We start from the raw sequence: 20,903 nt of genomic DNA, 5'->3' as shown, positions 1-20,903 counted from the left end.
CTCGGCGGACCCGCTTCCGGCACCGTGAAGGCCGGTTGCGGCCACGCACCGGCTCCCAGGTGAGTTCGTACAGGACGACGGCCGGTACCCCGTACGCACCGGACAGAAAGCCCCCATCTGCACAATGTTTCGAGGGAGTTGACACCCAAGAGAGGGTGAAGTATCGCTTTGCTCAACCCTGCCCCTCCTTTCGTTCAACTGAGCTTCAGTGAACCCTGGCGCTGTGTCCTACTGGGTGTGCTACGCGCGTTGCGCGCTTCCTCGACTACGTCAGGAGCCCCCGGTGAACCCCACACACCGTCTGATGCCCGCCCTGGCCGCAGGCGCCTTGGCCGCCGTATGTGCCCTCGTGCCCGCCTCCGCCCACGCCGCGAGCGCCTACTCCCTCGTGGTCCTTCCGGACCAGAAGGAGGGCGCGATCTACGACTTCGTCAACTCGGCCAAGAAATCGGTCGACGTGACGATCTACGAGTTGCGCGACACCACCCTCGTCGACGACCTGGTCAAGAAGCAGAAGGCAGGCGTGAAGGTCCGCGTGGTCTTCGACTCCCAGCACGCGTCCATCGACGGCGCCGCCTACAAGGCGCTGTCCGCGGCCGGCGCCGGGGTCACGTACTCGTCCTCCTCGTACGTCTACACCCACCAGAAGACGATCACTGTCGACGGCGCCAGGTCGTACATCAGCACCGGCAACTTCGACACGAAGTACTACGCGACCTCACGTGACTACGGCGTCTTCGACTCAGACAAGGCCGATGTCGCGGCAGTCGAGAAGGTCTTCGACGCCGACTACGCGAAGACCGCCGTCACCCCGTCCGACGGCACCGACCTCGTCTGGTCGCCCACCGACTCGCAGAGCCGCCTGCTGGCCCTGGTCAAGGGGGCGAAGCGCAGCCTGGATGTCCAGGAGGAGGAGTTCGAGGACTCCACGCTGGTGAACGCGGTCGTCGCGGATGCGAAGCGCGGTGTCGCGGTTCGCGTCGTCGCCGAGAACGAGTCATCGAAGTACAGCAAGGAGCTGGCGAAGGTCACTGCCGCCGGTGGCAAGGTGACCACGTACACGAGTTCCACCGGCTTCTACATCCATGCCAAGGCGATCGTCACCGACTACGGCACGTCCGAAGCAAAGGTGTTCGCCGGCTCGGAGAACTTCTCCGCCAACTCGCTCGGCCACAACCGCGAACTCGGCCTCATCGTGAGCGACTCCGCGGTCATCAACGGCATCGAGAAGGCGTTCGGCGCCGACTTCCAGAAGAGCTCCGTGGTTCGGGCACACTGATGTCCCCGGCCTGAGCAGCTCACTGAGAGCGGGTGAGGCGTGTGTCTCCTGGTCAGGGTCGATTCTCAGGTCTCCTTGGTGCGGCCGGAGACGAGACGTACGACGGCCTTCGTTGCGTGCGGCGGTCGCCTCATGCATCCGGACCACGCCGCCGCCGCACAGACTGCTTCGAGCAGAAGGCCGGCTCAACGTCGACGGATTCGAGCCTGTACCAGAAGTTCAGGGACTCGCTCACCGGCTGGTATCGGCATCGATTCAATTGTATTCAAACCAGGTGAGAATGGCCTTGACTCTTCTGTTGTCTTCGCCGGGAGCCATGCCGAGCTTCGCGAAAACATTCGCCACATGCTTGCTGACAGCAGCGCCCGAAAGGAACAACTTCGATGCGATCTCCGCGTTGGAACTCCCCTCAGCCATGAGGGCGAGCACCTCTCGCTCGCGGGCGGTGAGTCGGGCAAGCGGCCCTTGGGGAGAGTGAGCGCGCGTGACGTGGCGGACGACCTCGGGGTCGATCACCACTCCGCCCCTGGAGACCGTTTCGAGAGCCCGTAGGAAGTCTGCGATTCTTCCCACTTTCTCCTTGAGCAGGTACCCGACGGCTCCGTCAGCGCCTGGCCCATTGAGGAGCTCTCGCACGTATGGTCCCGTGACATACGCGGAAAGGACCACCACCGGCAGATCCCGGTACCGGGAGCGCAGATCGATCGCAGCACGGAGCCCGTCATCTGTGTTTCCCGGTGGCATGCGAACATCCGTAATGACGATGTCTGGAGCGGTCCCGGCATGTGCCAATGCGTCGACAGCGGCCACCAGCTCATCGGCGTCTTCGCATTCGCGGATCACATCATGGGCGTTGGAGGCCAAGATTTCTCGGATACCTGCACGAATCAGCACACTGTCGTCCGCCAGGACAATTCTCATGCCCGCCCCTATCGGGTTGCTCAATCTGTCTCATTTACCATGGGGGTTGGCTGGGGGCGGACGCTGTAACCTCTGTTCCGCCACCGGCCGGGCTGAGGATTTCGAGATCCCCGCCGACACTCCGCATTCGCTCACGCAGTCCTGCGAGTCCGGAACCCGCGTCGATTCTCGCACCGCCGACACCGTCGTCACGAACGCGCACTTTCACGCCAGTTTTAGCGCATTTCATGTCGATCTGCGCGGTGCCCATATCTGCATGTTTCGCGATGTTCGTCAGAGCTTCGGAGACCGTGAAGTATACCGCCGTCGCTGTTGGCGACGAAAGCTGAGAGTCGTCGCCATTGCTGGTCAACTCGACACTCAGGGGTGATCGCGCAGCCAGTTCCCGGACAGCTGCGATGAGGCCGAGGTCGCTCAGCTCACGGGGGTGGATGTCACGCACCGTTTCCCGCAGCCGTTCCAGGGCGCGTTCCGCATGGGCCTGTGCCTGGCGTGCCAACTGCACGGTTCGCTCGTGGTCGGCGGCTGCCGCCTCCAGCATCCCAAGGCGCATGACGACGGCGACGAGCTCCTGCTGGGCTCCGTCGTGCAGATCGCGTTCGATTCGCTGTCGCTCGATCTCGAAGGCCGCAGTCAGGGACGCCCTGCTGCTGCGGAGCTCCTCAAGTTTCGCCAGCAGGTCCGAGTCCCGGCTTCTCGAGAAAGCGCGCAGGAGAAGGTCACGAAGAAGGGAAACTCCGGTCAACGCACTCACGGTGACTGCACCCAGAGCGATTCCTGCGGGCACGGCCAGAAGGGTTTGCTGTACTGACTTCGGCGTGAAAGGACCGACCTGTGCTGCGATACCAAAGGCCCAGAATACGGGAGAGAAAACCAAGGCGGCGGCGCCGATGAACCCGAAGAAGGAAATCAACAGTGAAAGCGCGGAAAGGAGCAACGTGGCGAGGAAAACAGGGAGGTCGGTTCTCCATACCGACTTTGAACGCAGCCGGAGTGTCACCCATCGCGTCCAGCTCTGAGCAGCGGGCCTCAGCGGCAGTACCTCAGCGCCACACCAATGGGCTCGTGAACGGTCTACCTCTGCCACCACTGGGGCCGCTACCGGGACGACAAGGAGAGAAAGCAGCAGAATCGGGAAGGTTATTGCTGCGACCAGTTCTGTCAGTACCCTCCGGGCCAAGCGAATCTGCGCCATGGCGAGCATTGTCGCACACCGCCGGAAGGTAGACCCAGGTCTACCTTCAAGCAGTGCAGGCACCCGTGCATCGGCCCTCGCGCGCTGCTTGGCTTGAGACATGCTTTTTTCAGCTTCCTCCTCTGTTCCGTGTATTCGATTGCGTGGACTTCAGATGGACTTTCCGGTCCCGGGGCGTCGACGCGAGACAACACGTGTGCTGCACGCTATCGACCTTGACGTTCCAGAAGGCCGGCTGACCGCCGTCGTCGGGCCGTCCGGGTCCGGCAAGTCGACGCTCCTGCTGTGCACGGCCGGCCTGGAGCGAGCGACCTCAGGCTCCATCGAGATCCTCGGGACGGACATCCTCTCGCTCTCGCCGCGCAAGCAGGCTGCATTCCGCAGCGAGAACGTCGGCTTCATCTTCCAGGAGTACAACCTCGTCAGTTCTCTGTCCGTCGAGGACAACATCTCCCTTCCGGCGCGGCTGGCCGGCCACCGTGTGCCCAAGTCCCGTGTTGACGACGCGATGACGCGGCTCGGCATCGCCAAGCACGCCCGGCGACGTCCCGACCGCCTCTCCGGCGGGGAACGCCAGCGCGTCGCAGTGGCCCGAGTCGTCGCGAATCAGCCCCGGATCGTCTTCGCCGACGAGCCGACCGGGGCGCTCGACCTCAAGTCCGGTCATGTCGTGCTCGACTGGCTCCAGGCGCTTCCCGCGCAGGGAACCACGGTCCTCATGGTCACGCACGACCCTCACGCGGCCGCACGGGCCGACCAGGTCGTGGTGATGGGGTCCGGGCGCATTCACGCAGTCATTCCCGGCGGCGACTCCCGCACGGTGAGCGATGCCGTCCTCGCGGCGCAGTCCGTGGATGAGGCAGGTGACGAAGCAGCATGATGCGACTCGTCTTGTCGGACATCCGCATGCAGGCATCCATGTGGCTGTGGACGCTCGTGTGTGCGGCGGTCGGCGCGGCATGCTCAGCCGGCTCGGTCATTGCCATGTTCACCGCTGTCTCGGCGGCGCGCGCAGCAGGCGATACACGCATGTCCTCGGCGTCGATCGCGCTGGGCGGAAACATCGTCTTCTTCACCTTGCTCGCCGCCGTGGGCATCGTCGCGTCCGCGGTCGGTCTGACGTTGAAGACCCAGCGACGCGAACACGCCCTGTGGGTGATCCTCGGGATCCCCCGCAATCGGGTCAGGCGCATCCTGCGCACCGAACTGATGGTGCTCGGCACGATTGCCGGTGCGCTGGCGGTGCCGCTGGCTCCTCTGGTCGCGGGTATCTCCCTCGATCAGTGGACGGCCACGGGACTCGATCTGCACGGAGCGACGGTCGGCTTCGAGCTCTCGCACGTGGGCGTAGCTGTGCTGTTCGGGGTGGTTCCGTGTCTGCTCGGCGGCTGGGGAGTCACACGCCGCGCCGCCAAGACACCGGAGATGCGCGCCTTCCGGGACCACTCGGATCCGCCGGCCCGGCCGGGCGCCGCACGCAGCGTTCTCGCCCTGTGTCTCCTCGCCGGAGTGGTCGGCATGTGGATTCCCGGGCTGGGGCTGGAACTCGAAGGCGGTGTCGAACAGCGGACGGCCTTCGCTTTCGCCGGCGACCTGTTCCTCATCTGCCTGGCGCTGCTGATGGGGCCGTGGGTTCTCACGCCCCTGATGAAGCTCTGGACCGCACTCGTACCGTCGCGCAGCGTCACCTGGCACCTTGCCGTGCAATCGTGCCGTGCACGGGCAGCTCGAAGCGTCACCACGGTGCTGCCCTTCGCGCTCTCCCTGTCGTTTGTCGGGCTCTTCATGGTGATGGGGAACGTCATGCCCGGAAGCACCGCCGGGCTGGGTGACGTCATGGTCGTTCTGGGCTGGGTCTTCGTCGTGTCCTGGGTCGGCGGCCTCGCCGTGATCGCCCTGGTCGGGCGGGAGCGCACCCGTGACTCCGCCGTCGTGACGGTCGCCGGCGCACGACCGGGCGTGGTCACCCGGTCAACGGTCTTCGAGGGAGCCATCTACGCCGGGACGGCAATCCTCTTCGGCGTGATCTCCATCGCCGTCACGAGTGCCACCATCGCCGCGGGAGCCAGGATCAGTATCGCCCGCGTTCTGAACGGTCTCCCGTGGGAGACGCTCGGCGCTCTCGCCGCTGTGACCCTCCTGACCACCTGCCTCGCCCTGGCCCTCCAGGCTGCCCGCGCATCACGCACGGTCGCGGCCCGGGCCCTGCGTTCGTAAATCCGGCATGACCACGCGCGTCACCGCCGCGCAACAAGATGAGGATCAACCCCAAATGTTCTCCAGGATCACTGGCTTCGTGCGCCGTCATACCCCGTCGGACCGCCAAGGCGTCGCCTTGCAGGAGCGCCCTCTCATGAACGGCGCCCACGCCGTCAGGCCGAAGGCACGACGACGGTCCCGCACCGTAGCCGTCGTCGCCGCCTCGACGGTCGCCGCGCTCACCGCTTCCGCGTGCCACACCGACACAACCGGCAAGCATCCTCCGGCTCCAGGATCATCGAGCGCTGCTGGAGTGAGCGCAGAGCTGCAGAGACTCATGCGAGGTGCCCCATGGTCCTCGGGACAGTGGGGTCTTCAGGTCACCGACCTGAAATCCGGCAAGGTCGTGCAGTCCGAGAACGCCACGTCCAAGTTCGTGACAGGCTCGACCGCCAAGACCTTCGCCGTCGGTGCCGCGCTCGACACACTCGGGAGCAGCCATCGGTTCCGCACCCCCCTTGTTCGCTCCGGTTCGGTATCGCGCAACGGCCGACTCTCCGGAAACCTCATCATGGTGGGAAGCGGCGATCTGACACTCGGCGGGCGGACCAACGCGCTCGGAAAGGTCGACATCCCGGATTTTGACCACACCGATGCAAATGCCGTGCCCGGTATGGCCACCCTCACGCGTGAAGACCCCCTCGCCGGCATCAACGACCTCGCCCGACAGGTCGCGGCGAGCGGCATCCGGCACATCGACGGAGACGTGGTCATCGACGACCGCCTCTGGGCCCCTGTGACGATCGGAAGCACACCCATCACGCCAACAGTCGTCAACGACAACCTCATCGACCTGCTGATCACCCCCGCAGCACCCGGCCGGCAGGCAACCGTCGACTGGCGCCCCAAGACAGCCGCGTTCACCGTCGACTCGCGCGTCACCACGACTCCCGCCGGGACGAAGCCGGCCGTGAAGACCGACTCTCCCGCTGCAGGACGCATCCGGATACGAGGTTCCGTGCCGGCGGACGCCACCGCGCCCTTCATCGCGACGTACCAAGTGCCCGACCCGGCCGCGTTCGCCCGCACGGTACTCATCGAAGCACTCGCCAAGCATGGCGTCTCCGTCGCCTCTCCCACCCTGGGGGACAATCCCGGCAGCAAACTCCCGCCGGTGCAGAAGGTCAAAAGGCTGCCCGTCTCCGCAAGTTACACGTCACCCCCCTTCAAGGAATACGCAAAACTGATCAACAAGGTCAGTCACAACCTCGGCGCCAACCTTCTGCCGCCCCTGATGGCCGTCCACAACGGCAAGCACACCTACGCCGACGGCATGAAGACCGAACGAGAATTTCTTACGCGTGCCGGCATCGACCGTGATTCCTTCGATCTCGTGGACGCCCAGGGCCTCACCCGTGACAGGGCCACACCGGCCGCCCAGACACATCTACTGCGGAATCTCTCCGGGAAGAACTACTTCGGCGTCCTGCACGACTCCATGCCGACCATGGGCGTGGACGGCTCGCTGGCCGGCGTCATCAAGCGCACCGACCCGGCCGCAGGCCACATCCGAGCCAAGACCGGCACCCTGATCGGTGCCGCCAACGGGAAGCTGGCCCTGACCACCAAGGCACTCGCCGGATACGTCGATGCGGAGAACGGCCGCCGTTACGCCTTCGCCATCTACGTCAATGACATCCCCGCACCGGGTAACACCGTGAACGGAGCCATCGACCTGGCGCTGAAAGCCAACAAGCAGTTGGGCGCCATGGCCGCAAGCATCTACCGGAACCCCAATCCCTGAGAAGCACGATCCCACTCAAGCGATGCTCGAACTCCGTGTCATGCGAGCGGACTCTCCATGAGTTCACCTCCTTCCAGGGCGTCCGCGCGGGCCCGCTCGACCAGTCGGCAGGACAGCTGGTCGGGCGGGCCCTCCCACATCGCAGCCGCAGACGCCGGCCGTGAACGGTCAGGCCACCTTCGGGGCCGCCCGCACCCCGTAGTGCACGTACGGCTCGCCGGTGGGCAGCGTGTAGAAGGTGACCGGGGTCCAGGTCCGTGATTCCGGCGCGAGGAACACGAACAGGCTGTCGGAGACCGGTACCAGGTCGTACTCCTGTGTCGGATCCGGCGCGAGTTCGGCCAGGGGGCCGGTGAGGGTTTGGCGCAGGCGCAGCCCTTCCCCGGTCAGCAGAACCTCGGCGCGCACCCCGGCCCGCTCGTACACACCGGCGTGCCGCCGCGCGTCCACGGCGGGAGGTTCGGCGGCCGGCTCAAGTGGACGCGACATGGCCACCCCGGCCAGCTCCGAGAAGATCTCCCGGTACAGCTCCTCGTACAGGTCGCGTGGACTGCCGCCGTTGGTGAGCAGCACCACCGCGAGTCCATGCTCGGGGAGCAGCCTCAGGAACGCCGCCTGGCCGATCGTGCCGCCGTCGTGGCCGATGATCTGGTGCCCGTCCCAGTCGAAACGTATCCAGCCCAGGCCCCAGGAGTCGCCGATGCTGTGCGGATCGGGCAGGTTCGTCTGCCTGTCGGCCATCGCGTCCACCGACGCCCGCGCGAGCAGGCGCTCGCCGTTGGGTGCCAGCCCGCCGGTCAGGTGCAGCCGGGCGAACGCCAGGACGTCCGCGGTCGCCGCGCTCACCAGACCGGCGGGGCCGACCGAGCGCGGCAGCCCCCAGACCGGCGCGGACGTCGGCTCGCCGCCGCCGGGCGAGACATGGCCGACCGCCGCGCGGAACAGCAGCGCTTCCTCCGGCAGCGTGATCGTGTGACTGAGGCCGAGCGGGGTGAACAGCCGCTCGCGCATCGCGAGGTCCCAGGTCTTGCCGGTCAGCTTCTCGATGACCCGGCCGGCGAGGACGAATCCCGAGTTGCAGTAGGAGAAGGTCGCCGCGAGCGGGTGGTTCTGTCCGACGCCCGCGAGCTGGTCGACGTAGCGCTCCAGGCAGTCGTCGCCACGGCCGGTGTCGGTGAACACGTCGCCGTCGATGCCGCTGGTGTGGGTCAGCAGGTGGCGCATGGTCACCCTCCTCGCCACCCCCGGATCGGCCAGTCGCAGCTCGGGCAGGACGTCCGCTATCGGCGCGTCGAGGTCGAGCAGCCCCTCGTCGACCAGTTGCATCACGACGGTCGTCGTCCACACCTTGGTGATCGAGCCGATCTGGAACAGCGAGTCGTCGGTGACGTCGACGCCGGTGTTCGTGCTCAGGACACCGTGGCGCGCCTGCACCAGCTCGTCGGCGCCGTCGGGGCCGACGCGCAGGATGCCGAGCGCTGCTCCGGGTACGCGATGTGCGCGCGCCAGTTCGCTCAGCCGGCGCTGCCAGTGGGCGTCGATCGGCACCCGCGCCGCGCTCCCCCTGGGCCTTGCGTGGCGCTCCACCCAGTCGACGACGCGTCGGTTGAAGTCCGCGCGGTGCGAGGGCCTGCCGTCGAGGATGAACAGGTGCGAGCTGCCGGGGTACAGCACCAGCCGGGCCGGGACGCCCCGCTCACGCAGCGCGGTGAACCACTGTTCCGCCTGACCCACGGGACAGCGCACGTCGTCGGCGCCCTGCACGATGAGCGTCGGTACCTGGACCTGGTCGACGTGGGTGAGTGGCGACTGCTTCGTGTACGCCCCTTCCTCCGCCCACGGAGTGCCGCCCAGTTCGCGCACGCCCATGTGGTGGCCTTCGTCCGAGGTGCCGGCCATGCTGGTCAGATCGCTGACCACCCCGCCCGCGACCGCAGCCGCGAACCGGTTGTCGCGGCTCGTCAGGTAGCAGGTCATGAAGCCGCCGTAGCTGTAACCGGACACGGCCAGCCGGTCGGCGTCGGCGACGCCCTCGGCGACGAGATGGTCCAGCGGTTCGAGGAAGTCCGGCGCGTCCGCCTGCCCCCATGCGCCGAGCGCCGCGGTGAGGAACTTCTCACCGTAGCCGTCGCTGCCGCGTGGGTTGAGCAGCAACACCGCCCAGCCGCGCGCGGCCAGCACCTGGTGGTAGATGTGGGTGGCGTCGGCTGTGCCGTTCCATGCGTTGTGCGGGCCGCCGTGGATGTCCAGTAGCAGAGGCGAGGGGCCGGTACGGGCCGGGTCACGGACCAGCCAGCCATGGACCACGGTGCCGTCGGAGATCGTGAACTCCCGCTCCTCACGGGCGAACAGCTCCACGTCGGCGACGCTCTCGCCATGGTGTGTGCGCGCCTCGACCGTCCTGTCGGCGAGGCCGACCGTCGCGATCTCGCCGAACGAGGACGGCGTGGCGAGGAGGATCGCCACGGTGTCGCCCGCGACGGCCAGGTCGCCGACGGTGTTCCCCGCGCCCCCGACGACTGGTCGCGGCACGCCGCCGTCGAGGTCGACCGAGTAGAGGTGGGTGCAGCCGCGCTCCCGCACACAGAACAGCACGCGGCCGTCCGCTGTCGGGCGTGGCGCCGCGCCGGGATAGCCGGGGCCGCCCGGCATCACGTTCCGGTCGAGGGCGGCCGTCAGGTCGATGGTGTCGGCGCCGTCCAGCGGCACCAGCAGTAGTTTGGTGTGCCCGATCTCGGTGTCCCCCCGCCCGACGACCAGCAGCGCCCGACCGTCAGGGGTCCAGGTGACCGTGGCTGCCGTGCCGTCGCCGGAGCCCGTCGACTGCGGCTCGGTGGTGCACCCGCTCAGGTGGAGGACGTAGACGGCGGACCGCAGCGTGAGGTCGGCGTCAGGCTCCCGGGCGCCGGGGAACGCCAGCCGGGTGCCATCGGGCGACCAGGCGGGATCGCCCGCGTTCCAGTCTCCCGATGTGACCTGCCGGATCTCCCGTGTGCCTACGTCGAGGACGTGCACGTGCCTGCGCAGGGTCCGTACCAGACCTGTGCCGTCGGCCTTGAAGTCCAGCCGGTCCGCCACCACCGGGGCATTCGCCCGGCGTGCGCGTGCGGTGGCGTCCTCGCCGTCCGCCGCGGCGAGGTCGACCGGCGCCGCGAAGGCGATCTTGCTGCCGTCCGGGCTCCAGACCGGCGCGCCGGCGCCCAGCGGGAGTTGTGTCACCTGCTCGGCCTCCCCTCCGGCGGCGGGCAGGAGCCACAGTTGCGGGGCCGAGTCCCCGGCGCGCAGGAACGCGATGTGTGTGCCGTCCGGCGACCACGCCGGTGCCGCGTCGGCAGTGCCCCGGGTGAGCTGCCGCGCCTCGCCGCCCGCGGCGGCGACCTGCCAGAGCGCCCGTACGTCCCGGTCGCCGTCACGGTCGGCGGCGCGCAGCACGTACACGATCCGACTTCCGTCCGGGGAAACGCTCGGCTGCTCGGGGACTGCCAACTCGTACAGATCATCAATGCCAAGGCGTCGGGTCATCGCAGGAGACCTCCTCGCTGGCCGAGCGTGCCTCCGTCGTGGCCGACCACCATGCCACCGGGCCAGTCGAAGGTGGCCGTCCAGACCTTGGTGATCGAACCGATCCGGAAGACGGAGTCCGCAGTGGCCTCGACGCCCGTGTTCTTGTTCAGCACCCCGGCCGCCCGGTCGATCGTCTCGCCGTGCGCGTATACAGCGATCGACGCGGCCGGCGCCTTGTGTTCGGCCAGCAAGTCGGGGAGGCGACTTTCCAACCAGCCACAGCGTTCATTGAGTTCGGACATGTGCACCTCTTGTCTCGGCGAGGGAGAACGGGTGATTCCGGGAGGGTATGACCTGCGCGCCCATGGCCGATTCGTGAGAAGCGACGAGAAAAGGCGCAACCTTCATCGTGGCCGACGAAACACCGGGCCGCCGGTATCGGTTACCGCCTGAGCCAGTCGACCGCCTGGGCGGCCGCGAACCCGATGAAGGCGTCACGCTCGGGAACCCGCGAACGGGCGTCGACGGCCCTGGTGAAGACGCCGACCGCGTACCGGCCACCGTCCGGGTACTCCACCACGCCGATCTCGTTGCGCAGCGAGGGCAGCGTGCCGGTCTTGCCGCTGATCCTGACGTCGTCGTCCGCGAAGCCGGAGCGCAGCCGGTGCGGCCACACCTGCAGTTCGAGCCAGCGCCGGACATCGGCGCATGCCGCCGCGGGCGCCGCTTCGTCGCGCCAGATCAGGCCCAGCAGGCGGGTGCTCTCCGCGGCGGTGGTCCGGCAGGTCTCTTCGGGTGTCAACGCGCGCAGCCCGGCGAGTTGTCCGGCAGGCATCGCGGCCAGGATCCGTTCGTCGTCCTGGTAGTCGATCCCGAGGTCCTCCCCGATCGTGCGCAACAGGTCCCCGCAGCCATGGGGGACGGCCGTCTGCGGGAGGCCGAGTCGGCGCAGCGTCTCGGCCACCGCGGCCTTTCCCACCTTGCCGAGGATCAGGTCCGTGGCGACGTTGTCGCTGATGCCGATCATCAGGACGGCCAGGTCGTACCAGGACATCGTGACGGCGTGGAGGAACGTCGCGAGGCCGTACGGACTGGCGGTCGGATGTCCCGGCGGCACCGTGATCCGCTCGGCGAGGTCGAGTTCACCGTCGGCCGCCTGCCGGGCAAGCTCCACCGCTACGGGGACCTTGAACACGGACGCGGTGACCACCGGTTCGTCGGCGTCGATGCCCACCTGTCGTGGGCTGTCCAGATCGGCCGCGTGCAGCCATACCCGGACGCCGGCTTCCGCCGCCCGCCCGGTGATTGTCTCGACCAGTTCCGATTCGGTGGCCATGGGGTCCCTTCTCTCTGTCGGGGTGGATTTCTGTCCGGACGGGATCTGCTTCCCGGGTACACCGGTCGACTACTTGGTGCCGGCAGACTCCTTGGTTCCGGCCGGCGGGAAGTTGAACTGTTCGGCTCGCTGCGGGACCCAGAACGCGATCACCGCGGTGAGCAGCGTGGTGCAGATCAGGAAGCCGAACGCGGCGGTGTAGGAGAACGCGTCCGCCAGCCGGCCCATCACCAGCGGCGCGATCACGCCGGCGACCTGGCCGCCGAAGTTCGTCACCCCGGAGCCCAGGCCGGCCACCGCCGTGGGAAGCACGCGCAGCGGAAGGCCGAAGACGCACATCATCGCCAGCCCGAACACTCCGACGGCCAAGGTCTCGTAGAGAGTGAACGTCGCCGCGCTGTCCGCCGACACCATCAGGACAAGCAGGACCGCGGTCACCGTCGCGATGGACACCAGGTACCACCTGGCCTTGTCATGGAAGTACCGGTCGAACAGCCGGCCGCCGAGGATGGTCGTCGCGAAGCCCACCAGACTCGGGATCGCCGACAGCACCCCGGTCTCGTTCAGCGACAGGTGTCTGGCCTCGAGCAGATAGCTGGGCACCCAGGTGACGAGGCCGTAGCTGAGCATGTTCATCGCGCAGAACAGCACCGCGAACTTCCACACCGCCGGGGACCTGAGTACTTGTGCGCGCGAGACTGCGGGCATCGTCGCCGTCGTCTGCGGAAGCCGGCTCAGCCGCTCCGGCAGTGCCTTGGGCAGAAGCGCCCACAACCCGATGCCGATGGCCACACCGCAACCCGCCATCCAGAGGAAGGTGTGCCGCCAGCCGATGCCCGTCAGCAGCGGGGCGACGAGCAGGGGCGCGAGGCCGGCGATCCCGCTGGCGGACAGCATCACGCTCGTGGCGGTCCCCCGTCCCGCCGGTGTCGTCCGTTCCGCGACGGCTTTGAACGACGCCGCCGGGAAAGCGCCCTGACAGGCACCGAACAGACCGCGGAACAGCAGGAGCAGACCGAATGTGCCGGCCGTCCCGGTCAGCGCGGTGAACAGCGACCACAGCACGAGCGTGATCAGCATGGGTCCGCGGGAGCCGTACCGATCGGCCAGGAAACCCGCGGGTATCTGGCAGATCATGTAGACCAGCGCAAAGACGGTGACGAGCGAGCCCTGTGCCGTCTTGCCGAGTTGGAACTCCTCTCCGATCGACGGCAGAGCCATGCTGATCGAGAAACGGTCGATGTAGTCGATCGACCAGGCGCACAGCATGACCACCATCGTGATCGTTGCCGTCCGGTTGACCCGCTTCGGTGTCCAGGTGTCCTCGGTGATCACCGCCGTCATGACTACCTCCGTACCGTTGCGTCGGGGTTGATGGCCCATCCTGGACATCAGGTGACGCAGCGGGTTCGTGGAGTTCCACGAACCTTCAGGTGGTGTTCGGGCGGTGGGGACGAACGTCGTGTCGTTGCGATGTCCGGCTGCTACGAGCGGTGGTGGGCGGGGTGGAGCCGGAGTTGCAGCATCGCCGCGAACCGCTCGCCGGGGTCGTCGAGGTTGATCTCACCGACCTCCGCGACCCGTCGCAGCCGGTACCGGAAAGTGTTGGGGTGCACGTAGGCCGCGGCGGACGCGGCGGCCACGTCACCGAAGGCGTCCAGCCAGCACGAGAGTGTGTGGACGAGCTGCGACTGGTGGCGGGCGTCGTAGTCGAGCAGGCGGGCGACGGGCCCGGTCGCCACGTCCCCGCGCGCGGCGGCCAGATCGGCGAGGTCCAGCATGAGTGCGTCGACGTGGACCTCCTCCGCCGTGGCCACGCGCCGGGCGCCCCCGTGGGCGAGCAGCACTCTCAGTGCCCGGTCCGCGCCGTCTCGCGAGCGGCTGAGCACGGAGCCGTCGGGAGCGGGCGGGCCGATGCCGATCGCCGCGTCCACGCGCTGCCCGGTGCGTTCGAGGAAGGTCGACGCGACGCGGACCGCCCGCTCCCGGCAGTCCGCCTGGCTCCCCGGCATCGGCACGATGCCGTAGGCCACGTCGCCCACCAGTGCCACGGCCGAGTGCGCCTGGACCGCACTCAGGTGCATGGCCAGCGCGTCCGCGACCCGCTGGCGGTCCGCGACCCGGCGCAGACCGTCCTCCGTCGACGGTTCGGCGTCCGAACCGCCGAACAGCCCCAGGGCCAGAACGATCGCGGGCTGTCCCACGAGCCCGAGCCGCGCAATCGCCTCCGGTGCTCCGTTGCCGCCTTCGAGTGCGGTGCTCACCAGGTCGGCCCGAAGTCGGCGTTCGACGTCGGCGCCCGCGCGCAGACGCAGCAGGTGGAGTGCGACCAGCTTGCCGGCGTCGATCAGGGCCTGCGTCCGCTCCTTGGACAAGGGCCCGGGCACGGCCGCCCAGATCGAGCCGAGGATCTCGTCGCCGGCCCGTACCGCGAGCGCCACCCGGGGCACGGTCATCGACTCGTCGTGGAGCGGATCGACGTAGACGGGCGCATGGCGTCGATGAAGTCGCTCGAAGACGCCGTTGCGCGCCAGGCCGAGGGTGAACCGTTCCGGGACCTGGCGCCCCAGGATCGTCTCCACGCGGGACTGGTCCGCCTCGTCCTGGCGGCCGGAGAAGGCGAGCACCCGTGAGCTGCGGTCCTCGATGGTGACCGGCGCGTCCAGCAGCGCGGCCACGGCGTTGGCCAGCGCGAACAGGTCGCCCGACGGCATGCCGCCCAACGTCTGCGGCGAGATGTCGCCGATGTCTCCCTCGACAAGCAGGGTGCGGAGCATCGCGGCGACCTGCGCCCAGGAGGCTCCGCGGGTGAGTCCGAGCAGGGCGACGCCGGACTCGTCGGCGGCCCGCCGGATCTCCACGGTCGCGGTGAACGGTGACCGGACGACGAGCGCTGCCGCGCCCTTGCTGCCGAGGTCGTACAGGAGGCGGACCACGTCGTCCGGTTCGTGGACGCCCACACCCAGGACGACTGCCCGCGCCGGGAACTGCGCCTCGTCGAGCGGGTCGTGGATGACTACGCCGCTCAGTTGCCGGCGCGTACTCCCGCCGCCGGCGATCGACTCCAGCAGCACGTCCCCGAGGTCGTCGAGAACGCGCGCCAGGCTTGTGTGTGGCTTGCCGGACGTCGGTGTCAGCACCGCCCAAAGGTAACTCCGGACGCACCGGAACCTGTTGGTCCGATCCGACCGGATTTCACAGCGAATTCGTCGCGTGCTACGAACCGAGCCACACCTTCGAGGTCGTGACCTCCGCCAGCAGGTCGGGAATCGGCGTGACACCGAGGCCCGGCCCCTGGGGCACCGGCAGGTGTCCGTCCTTCAGGACGAAAGGTTCGGTGATGTCGGTCCGGTAGAACCGGTCCGACGCCGAGGTGTCTCCTGGCAGGGTGAACCCGGGCAGCGAGGCGAGCGCGACGTTGGCCGCCCGGCCGAGCCCGGTCTCGATCATGCCACCGCACCACACGGGGATCCCGTGGGCGGCGCAGACATCGTGCACCCGCCGCGCCTCCAGGTACCCGCCGACCCGGCCGGGCTTGATGTTCACGATGCGACAGGCGCCGAGCGTGATCGCGTCGGCAGCGGACCGGGCGGACACGATCGACTCGTCGAGGCAGACCGGCGTGCGGATCCGACGGGCCAGCTCGGCGTGGCCCAGGAGGTCCTCCTCGTCCAGGGGCTGCTCGATGAGGAGGAGCTCGAAGGGATCCAGACGGGCGAGCTGGGACACGTCGGACAGCGTGTACGCCGTGTTGGCGTCGACCTGCAGCAGCACGTCGTCGCCGAAACGCTCCCTCACCGCTCGCACCGGCTCGACGTCCCAACCGGGTTCGATCTTCAGCTTGATCCGCACATAGCCGGCGTCGAGATAGCCGCCCACCGCATCGAGGAGTTGGGGGACGGAGTCCATGATGCCGACCGAGACCCCGCACGGAACGGAGTCCCGTGCGGACCCGAGCGCGGCGGCGAAGGACAGGTCGTGTGCTCGCAGTTCGGCGTCGAGCACGGCCATTTCGAGCGCGGCCTTCGCCATCCGGTGCCCCTTGAACCTGGCCAGAAGGGGCGCGACCCGGCTCGCGGTGCCCTCGCCCGCCTCCATCAGGGCCGGGACCAGGAAGTTCCGCAGCACGTGTTCGGCACCGTCGACGTACTCCGAGGAGTAGAGCGGCCCTCCCATGGTGACGCACTCGCCCCAGCCCTCGCCGTTCGGCGTCACGACGCGCACGAGGAGCAGTTCCCGTACGTTCTGCGTACCGAACGACGTTCGGAACGGTGCCACCAACGGCATCTGCACACGCAGAAGTTCCACACCACTGGGCTTCATGACGACTTCTCCCTTGAGACCACGTACCAGCCGGCACGATCGAATCCGATGACCCTGGCTTCCTCCGCCATCAGGCCTCCCAACACCTCCCGCAGCGCCACGCGCCATGCCTGGCCCTGACCCGGGTCCATGCGCCGGAGTGCCTCGATGTCCGGCGGCACACCGACCAGGACGACCGGCCCGTCGGCCACTGCGGTCAACGGGCCCCCGTCAGGTGCGACGGACAGGGCAGCTGCCGCACCGTGCTCCCGCAGCGCGGCGGCATCGACCCGGGCGGGCTCACCGAGCGAGGCGGCGGAGGCCGCCGGGCCTGACAGGTCCCAACGGACCATCAGCCGGTCGGTGTCACCACCGCCGTTGATGCCGTCGCGCATCGGCCCGTAGAAGTCGGGCAGGTAGCGCGCCGGACCGGCGCCGAGCTTGGCCAGGTTGAAATGCGCGTTCCGCCGGACCAGGGGATCGAACGTCCAGGTGATCAGCGAGACGTGCTGGCGCAACGCCCAGGCGCGCTGGTGCAGTTTGAGGGCGAACCCGATTCCCCGGCCGAGGCCTCGCGGCGCGACCCCGGCGATGTGACTGTGCAGGCTCGCCTTGGCCGGGCTGCCGAAGAAGCCGAGGCAGGCTCCCAGGAGCTCGTCCCCTTCATACGCCCCCGCGACATAGTTCCCCGCGGCGGCCATCGCCCGCAGCAGCTCGGTCGTCACCGGTTGGGCGGCAGCGCCCGGCTGCCAGATCGAGGCGAAGAGCCGGCAGACCTCGGTCAGGTCGGACACCTCGGTCAGGTCCCGGATATCCACATGTGAGGCGGCGGCCGCAGCGGTCGCGGCGGCCAGCGCGGCCACGCTCACGGCCGGGGAAACCAGAGCTGCCTCAGGTGTCACAAGGTCGGTCACGGGACTGTCCTTTCCGGGCTTGCCCGGCGGGCCACGGTGGTGGCGCGCCAGGGTTGTCCGCCGCGTTCGTCGTGGCGCACGGAGCTCATTTCGCCAACACAGCGTCGATCAGAGCCGTCAGCAGGGCGGTGCGCCGCGGCAGTTCGGCGACGACGACGTGTTCGTCGTCCGCGTGCGCGCCGCCGCCCACGGCGCCGAGGCCGTCGAGGGTGGGAACCCCAAGGCCTGCGGTGAAGTTTCCGTCCGAGGCACCGCCGACAGCGGCGGCGGTGAGGTTTCCGAGGCCGAGTTCGCCGGCGAGCGTCGCGGCGAGGTCGAACAGCCCCGAGGACGCGTCCGCCTGCAGCGGCGGGCGGTTGATGCCACCCGAGATCCGGATCCGAGAGCCGTCGAGTACGGGCCTCAGGTCCCGCACGGCCTGATCGACCCGCCGCTGTTCCGCTTCGTCCCACACACGTACGTCGACCGCCACACCGGCACGCGCGGGAACGGTGTTGGTCGTGGTACCGGCGGACAGGGCCGTCGGTACGACGGTCGTACCCCGTTCGGCGTCGGCGAGTCCGGCGACGGCGAGGATCTGGTGCGCCACCTCCACTCCGGCGTTCACACCCTTCTCCGGTTCGAGCCCGGCGTGCGCAGCCCGGCCGTCCACGTCGATCCGGTACAGGGAGACGCCCTTACGGCGGCACTTGAGCGCTCCGCCGTCGGCCGACGCCTCCAGCACGAAGACCGCTTCGCAGCCGCGAGCCTCATCCTCGATCAGGCACCGCGACGACGGGGAGCCGATCTCCTCGTCGCCGGTGACGAGGACCGAAAGACCCGAGCGGTTCCCGGCGGCCGCGGCGGCGTGCAGCGCCATCACGACGCCCGCCTTCATGTCGAAGCAGCCCGGCCCGCGCAGCACTCCGTCCAGGACGGAGTACGGGTGCGTCTCCAGCGATCCGGTGGGCCACACGGTGTCGTGGTGCCCGAGCAGCAGCACACGCGGCGCCTCGCCGAAGCGCCACTTCAGATGCGTACACCCGTCGATCACCACGCGGTCCGGTTCCGCGTCCAGCAGCCTGCGCCCCAGCGCCGCCACGACGTCTGCGCTGCGGGCGACGGCTTCATGATCGGAGGACGGCGACTCGCACCGCACCAGGGTCTCGATGTCGGCGAGGAGCGCCTCCACCGTCACTTCGCAACGCGTCGCCGTCATCGCGGCTCACCTCGCAGCGGCTGTCCGGCGAGCGCGTCGACTTGAAGCTCCCCCGCACTGACCACCGGAACACCACCGACGAACAGGTGCCGCACGCCCACGGACGGCCGCGTGGAGTCGAAGTAGGTCGCGCAATCGGTGATCGTCACCGGGTCGAGGACGACGATGTCGGCGTCCGCGCCGACGCCGAGGTGTCCCTTCCCCCGCGCGCCCGGCGCCACCTCGTCGAGGACGCGCGCCGGCAGGTGGGCACAGCGCCGGAACGCTTCCGGCCAGTCCCAGGCGCCGCTCTCCCGCACCATCACGCGCAGCGTCTTGGTGAACGTTCCCGCGGTGCGTGGGTGCGTCGTTCCCCCGGGCGGCAGCGGCCACTCGGTGCTGTCGTTGCTGCCGTCGGGCCAGTAGACCGGCATCGCGTCACTGGCCACGATCGCGTCCGGGAAGGCCAACGACTGTTGCAGCATGGCGAGATCGCGCGGGTTGCCCTCGTCGAGGAACTCCAGAATGCAGGGCGCGCCGGGGTCAGCGTTGCGCAACTGCCGCAGGCGCCCCTCGTCGGCGATGCGTTCGCCCGATTCGAGCATCACGACGCTCGACGGGGACAGGCCCTTCATCCGCAGGCGTTCGGCGTCGAGGAAGGCCGCGCCGATCGCGGTGCTGCCCGCCCCGTAGGGGTAGGCCTCGACCGTCACCCGGGATCCCGACCGCCGTGAGCCGTCCAACGCGCCGAGTACCCGGTCGATGTGGTGGCCCGACGTGCTGTTGACGTGGCAGTGGTGCATCGCGGCGCCGGTCTCGGCCGCGGCGATGACGATCTCATCGGAGCCGTCCGCCGGAGTGCCGGGATCCACCTCGACCAGCTCACGGACGTGGGTGTACGTCGGCACACCGGCCTTCGCGGCGAGCCGGGCGACGGCGAGGAACTCGGCCGGATCACTGTGCGGCGCGTACCCGAGGAGGACTCCGATACCGAGCGCTCCGGCGGCCAGCTCACCTTCGATCACGGCCAGCCACTCCGCGAGTTCACGTTCGGTGGAGGAGCGCTGCCATGCCGGGTTTCCCAGGACCGCCAGGCCGCTCCCGATCTGTGCGTCCGGCTGGATGCCGGCGAGCACCTGGGCCCGGGCACCACCCCACGAGGCGGAAAAGCCGTAGTGCAGCGGCCGTCCGTCCGCAGCGGCCTCGGCGTACGCGCGCCCGATGGGCATGAGGCCCGACTCCAGGTCGAGGGCCGTCGTCACACCGTCCATGGCCTGCAGCCGCTGACCCGCGATGGAGTGCACGTGGCTGTGCAGGTCGACGAACCCCGGACCGACGACCAATCCCGAGACGTCGACGACCTCGCATCCCGGTGGCGCGTCGAGCCCCGCGGCCAGAGCTCTGACCACGCCGTCGGACACGAGGACGTCGGCGATGCCGTCGAACCCTGTTCCCGGATCAATGACACGACCGCCACGCAAAAGTGTCTGCACGCTTTCGTCTCCTTGTCGAGGACGCACTGGAGCACCTGCTGGTCTCCAGTGCGACCCTAGGAGGGGGATCAGGCACCGCTGTTGGTCCATGCCGACGAATCCATGGCCGCCTGTTCATACGCGCCGACGAACCCGGCCCGGAGCACCGCGAATCCCGGGTCGCACGTGAACGCCCACTGCCGTCCGGCCGCCGCTTCCGTGAGGTGGCCGCGGAGCAGCGCACGCGTGGGCAGACAGGCGGCAACCGGCCGGCAGAAGCTCTACAAGCAGGCCGAGGCGTTCGTGGCCGCCTCCTCAAAGCCAGTACTGAGGCTGGGGAGATGTCGTCCTCTTCGCCGCGAGTACCGCCGCCCGAATCGGAGAAATCTCCGGGTGCCGCGTCGCAGACATCGACACCAGTCAGTGCATCTGGACAGTACGGCGTCGGACCATACCCGCACCTGGCGGACTGACCGACAAGGGCACCAAGGCCGAACGCGTCCGGACTGTGCGGCAGGACCCCCTGGTCCCCAGAAATGATCGAGGGGCGGTTCCGGATTCCTCCGAAACCGCCCCTCACCTGCGACTCCATAGAGTCGGGACGACAGGATTGAACCTGCGACCCCTTGACCCCCAGTGAACGAAACACCGTCCACAGGGGTCTGTGCGTTCCGGGGAGTGCGCAAACGTCCAGGTCAGGGCCAGCTTTTCCGGCTCGTTCCACGGAGTGCGTGAGATCTGCGTGAGACGGCGAAGCCCCGGCTCGGTGGAGTTAAACGGCCGGGGCGTAGCCCCGCCAG

Annotated in this window: 15 protein-coding genes; 4 read left to right on the top strand and 11 right to left on the bottom strand. The window is 68.6% G+C overall.

Annotated elements, in window-relative coordinates; translation table 11 throughout:
* The first annotated feature begins 283 nt into the window (after nt 1-283).
* On the top strand, nt 284-1,279 hold the full coding sequence (locus tag ACFXBC_RS26445) for a phosphatidylserine/phosphatidylglycerophosphate/cardiolipin synthase family protein (protein WP_385029388.1): 996 nt from the start codon (nt 284-286) through the stop codon (nt 1,277-1,279).
* Between the two features lie 255 nt (nt 1,280-1,534).
* Here the strand turns inward: ACFXBC_RS26445 and ACFXBC_RS26440 are convergent, their stop codons facing one another.
* Both ACFXBC_RS26440 and ACFXBC_RS26435 read right to left on the bottom strand, forming a co-directional pair.
* Nucleotides 1,535-2,200 (bottom strand): LuxR C-terminal-related transcriptional regulator, encoded by a 666-nt coding sequence (locus tag ACFXBC_RS26440; RefSeq protein WP_385029385.1) that lies wholly within the window; start codon nt 2,198-2,200, stop codon nt 1,535-1,537.
* Between the two features lie 34 nt (nt 2,201-2,234).
* A complete protein-coding gene (locus ACFXBC_RS26435; RefSeq protein WP_385029382.1) occupies nt 2,235-3,395 on the bottom strand; it encodes a sensor histidine kinase in 1,161 nt (386 codons plus the stop codon).
* Nucleotides 3,396-3,591: 196 nt separating this feature from the next.
* Between ACFXBC_RS26435 and ACFXBC_RS26430 the strand changes: the two genes are divergently transcribed.
* From ACFXBC_RS26430 to dacB, 3 genes are all read left to right on the top strand, one after another.
* Nucleotides 3,592-4,275, top strand: coding sequence for an ABC transporter ATP-binding protein (locus ACFXBC_RS26430; protein WP_385029379.1), 684 nt, complete (start codon nt 3,592-3,594; stop codon nt 4,273-4,275).
* A gap of 149 nt (nt 4,276-4,424) precedes the next feature.
* Nucleotides 4,425-5,612: an FtsX-like permease family protein gene (locus tag ACFXBC_RS26425; RefSeq protein ID WP_385029375.1), complete on the top strand. Its 1,188-nt coding sequence runs from the start codon at nt 4,425-4,427 to the stop codon at nt 5,610-5,612.
* Between the two features lie 7 nt (nt 5,613-5,619).
* Nucleotides 5,620-7,398 carry a D-alanyl-D-alanine carboxypeptidase/D-alanyl-D-alanine-endopeptidase gene (gene dacB / locus ACFXBC_RS26420; protein WP_385029372.1) on the top strand — a complete coding sequence of 593 codons (1,779 nt, stop codon included), beginning with the start codon at nt 5,620-5,622 and terminating at the stop codon, nt 7,396-7,398.
* A gap of 168 nt (nt 7,399-7,566) precedes the next feature.
* Here dacB and ACFXBC_RS26415 read toward each other — a convergent pair whose 3' ends face one another.
* The 9 genes from ACFXBC_RS26415 to ACFXBC_RS26375 form a co-directional block, all read right to left on the bottom strand.
* The gene (locus tag ACFXBC_RS26415) at nt 7,567-10,920 is read right to left on the bottom strand and encodes a serine hydrolase (RefSeq protein WP_385029369.1); all 3,354 of its coding nucleotides are present in this window, start codon (nt 10,918-10,920) and stop codon (nt 7,567-7,569) included.
* Nucleotides 10,917-11,153: a serine hydrolase gene (locus ACFXBC_RS26410; RefSeq protein ID WP_385029366.1), complete on the bottom strand. Its 237-nt coding sequence runs from the start codon at nt 11,151-11,153 to the stop codon at nt 10,917-10,919. Before ACFXBC_RS26410 ends, ACFXBC_RS26415 begins: the two co-directional genes overlap by 4 nt.
* Nucleotides 11,154-11,344: 191 nt before the next feature.
* Nucleotides 11,345-12,238, bottom strand: coding sequence for a serine hydrolase (locus ACFXBC_RS26405; RefSeq protein ID WP_385029363.1), 894 nt, complete (start codon nt 12,236-12,238; stop codon nt 11,345-11,347).
* A gap of 69 nt (nt 12,239-12,307) precedes the next feature.
* Nucleotides 12,308-13,582, bottom strand: a complete 1,275-nt coding sequence (locus ACFXBC_RS26400) for an MFS transporter (protein WP_385029360.1) — start codon at nt 13,580-13,582, stop codon at nt 12,308-12,310.
* Between the two features lie 140 nt (nt 13,583-13,722).
* The gene (locus ACFXBC_RS26395; protein ID WP_385029357.1) at nt 13,723-15,378 is read right to left on the bottom strand and encodes a PucR family transcriptional regulator; all 1,656 of its coding nucleotides are present in this window, start codon (nt 15,376-15,378) and stop codon (nt 13,723-13,725) included.
* A 76-nt stretch (nt 15,379-15,454) separates the two neighbouring features.
* The gene (gene menC, locus ACFXBC_RS26390) at nt 15,455-16,561 is read right to left on the bottom strand and encodes an o-succinylbenzoate synthase (RefSeq protein WP_385029354.1); all 1,107 of its coding nucleotides are present in this window, start codon (nt 16,559-16,561) and stop codon (nt 15,455-15,457) included.
* A complete protein-coding gene (locus tag ACFXBC_RS26385) occupies nt 16,558-17,454 on the bottom strand; it encodes a GNAT family N-acetyltransferase (RefSeq protein ID WP_385029351.1) in 897 nt (298 codons plus the stop codon). The genes menC and ACFXBC_RS26385 overlap by 4 nt, the downstream gene beginning before the upstream one ends.
* A gap of 85 nt (nt 17,455-17,539) precedes the next feature.
* A complete protein-coding gene (locus ACFXBC_RS26380; RefSeq protein WP_385029348.1) occupies nt 17,540-18,652 on the bottom strand; it encodes a M20 family metallopeptidase in 1,113 nt (370 codons plus the stop codon).
* Nucleotides 18,649-20,124 (bottom strand): amidohydrolase family protein, encoded by a 1,476-nt coding sequence (locus tag ACFXBC_RS26375; protein ID WP_385029344.1) that lies wholly within the window; start codon nt 20,122-20,124, stop codon nt 18,649-18,651. Before ACFXBC_RS26375 ends, ACFXBC_RS26380 begins: the two co-directional genes overlap by 4 nt.
* Nucleotides 20,125-20,903: the final 779 nt, after the last annotated feature.

The organism is Streptomyces sp. NPDC059398 (assembly GCF_042751845.1).
GTDB lineage: Bacteria > Actinomycetota > Actinomycetes > Streptomycetales > Streptomycetaceae > Streptomyces.
The sequence above is the reverse complement of the archived record's forward strand: the minus strand, read 5'-3'. Positions and strand labels throughout refer to the sequence as shown.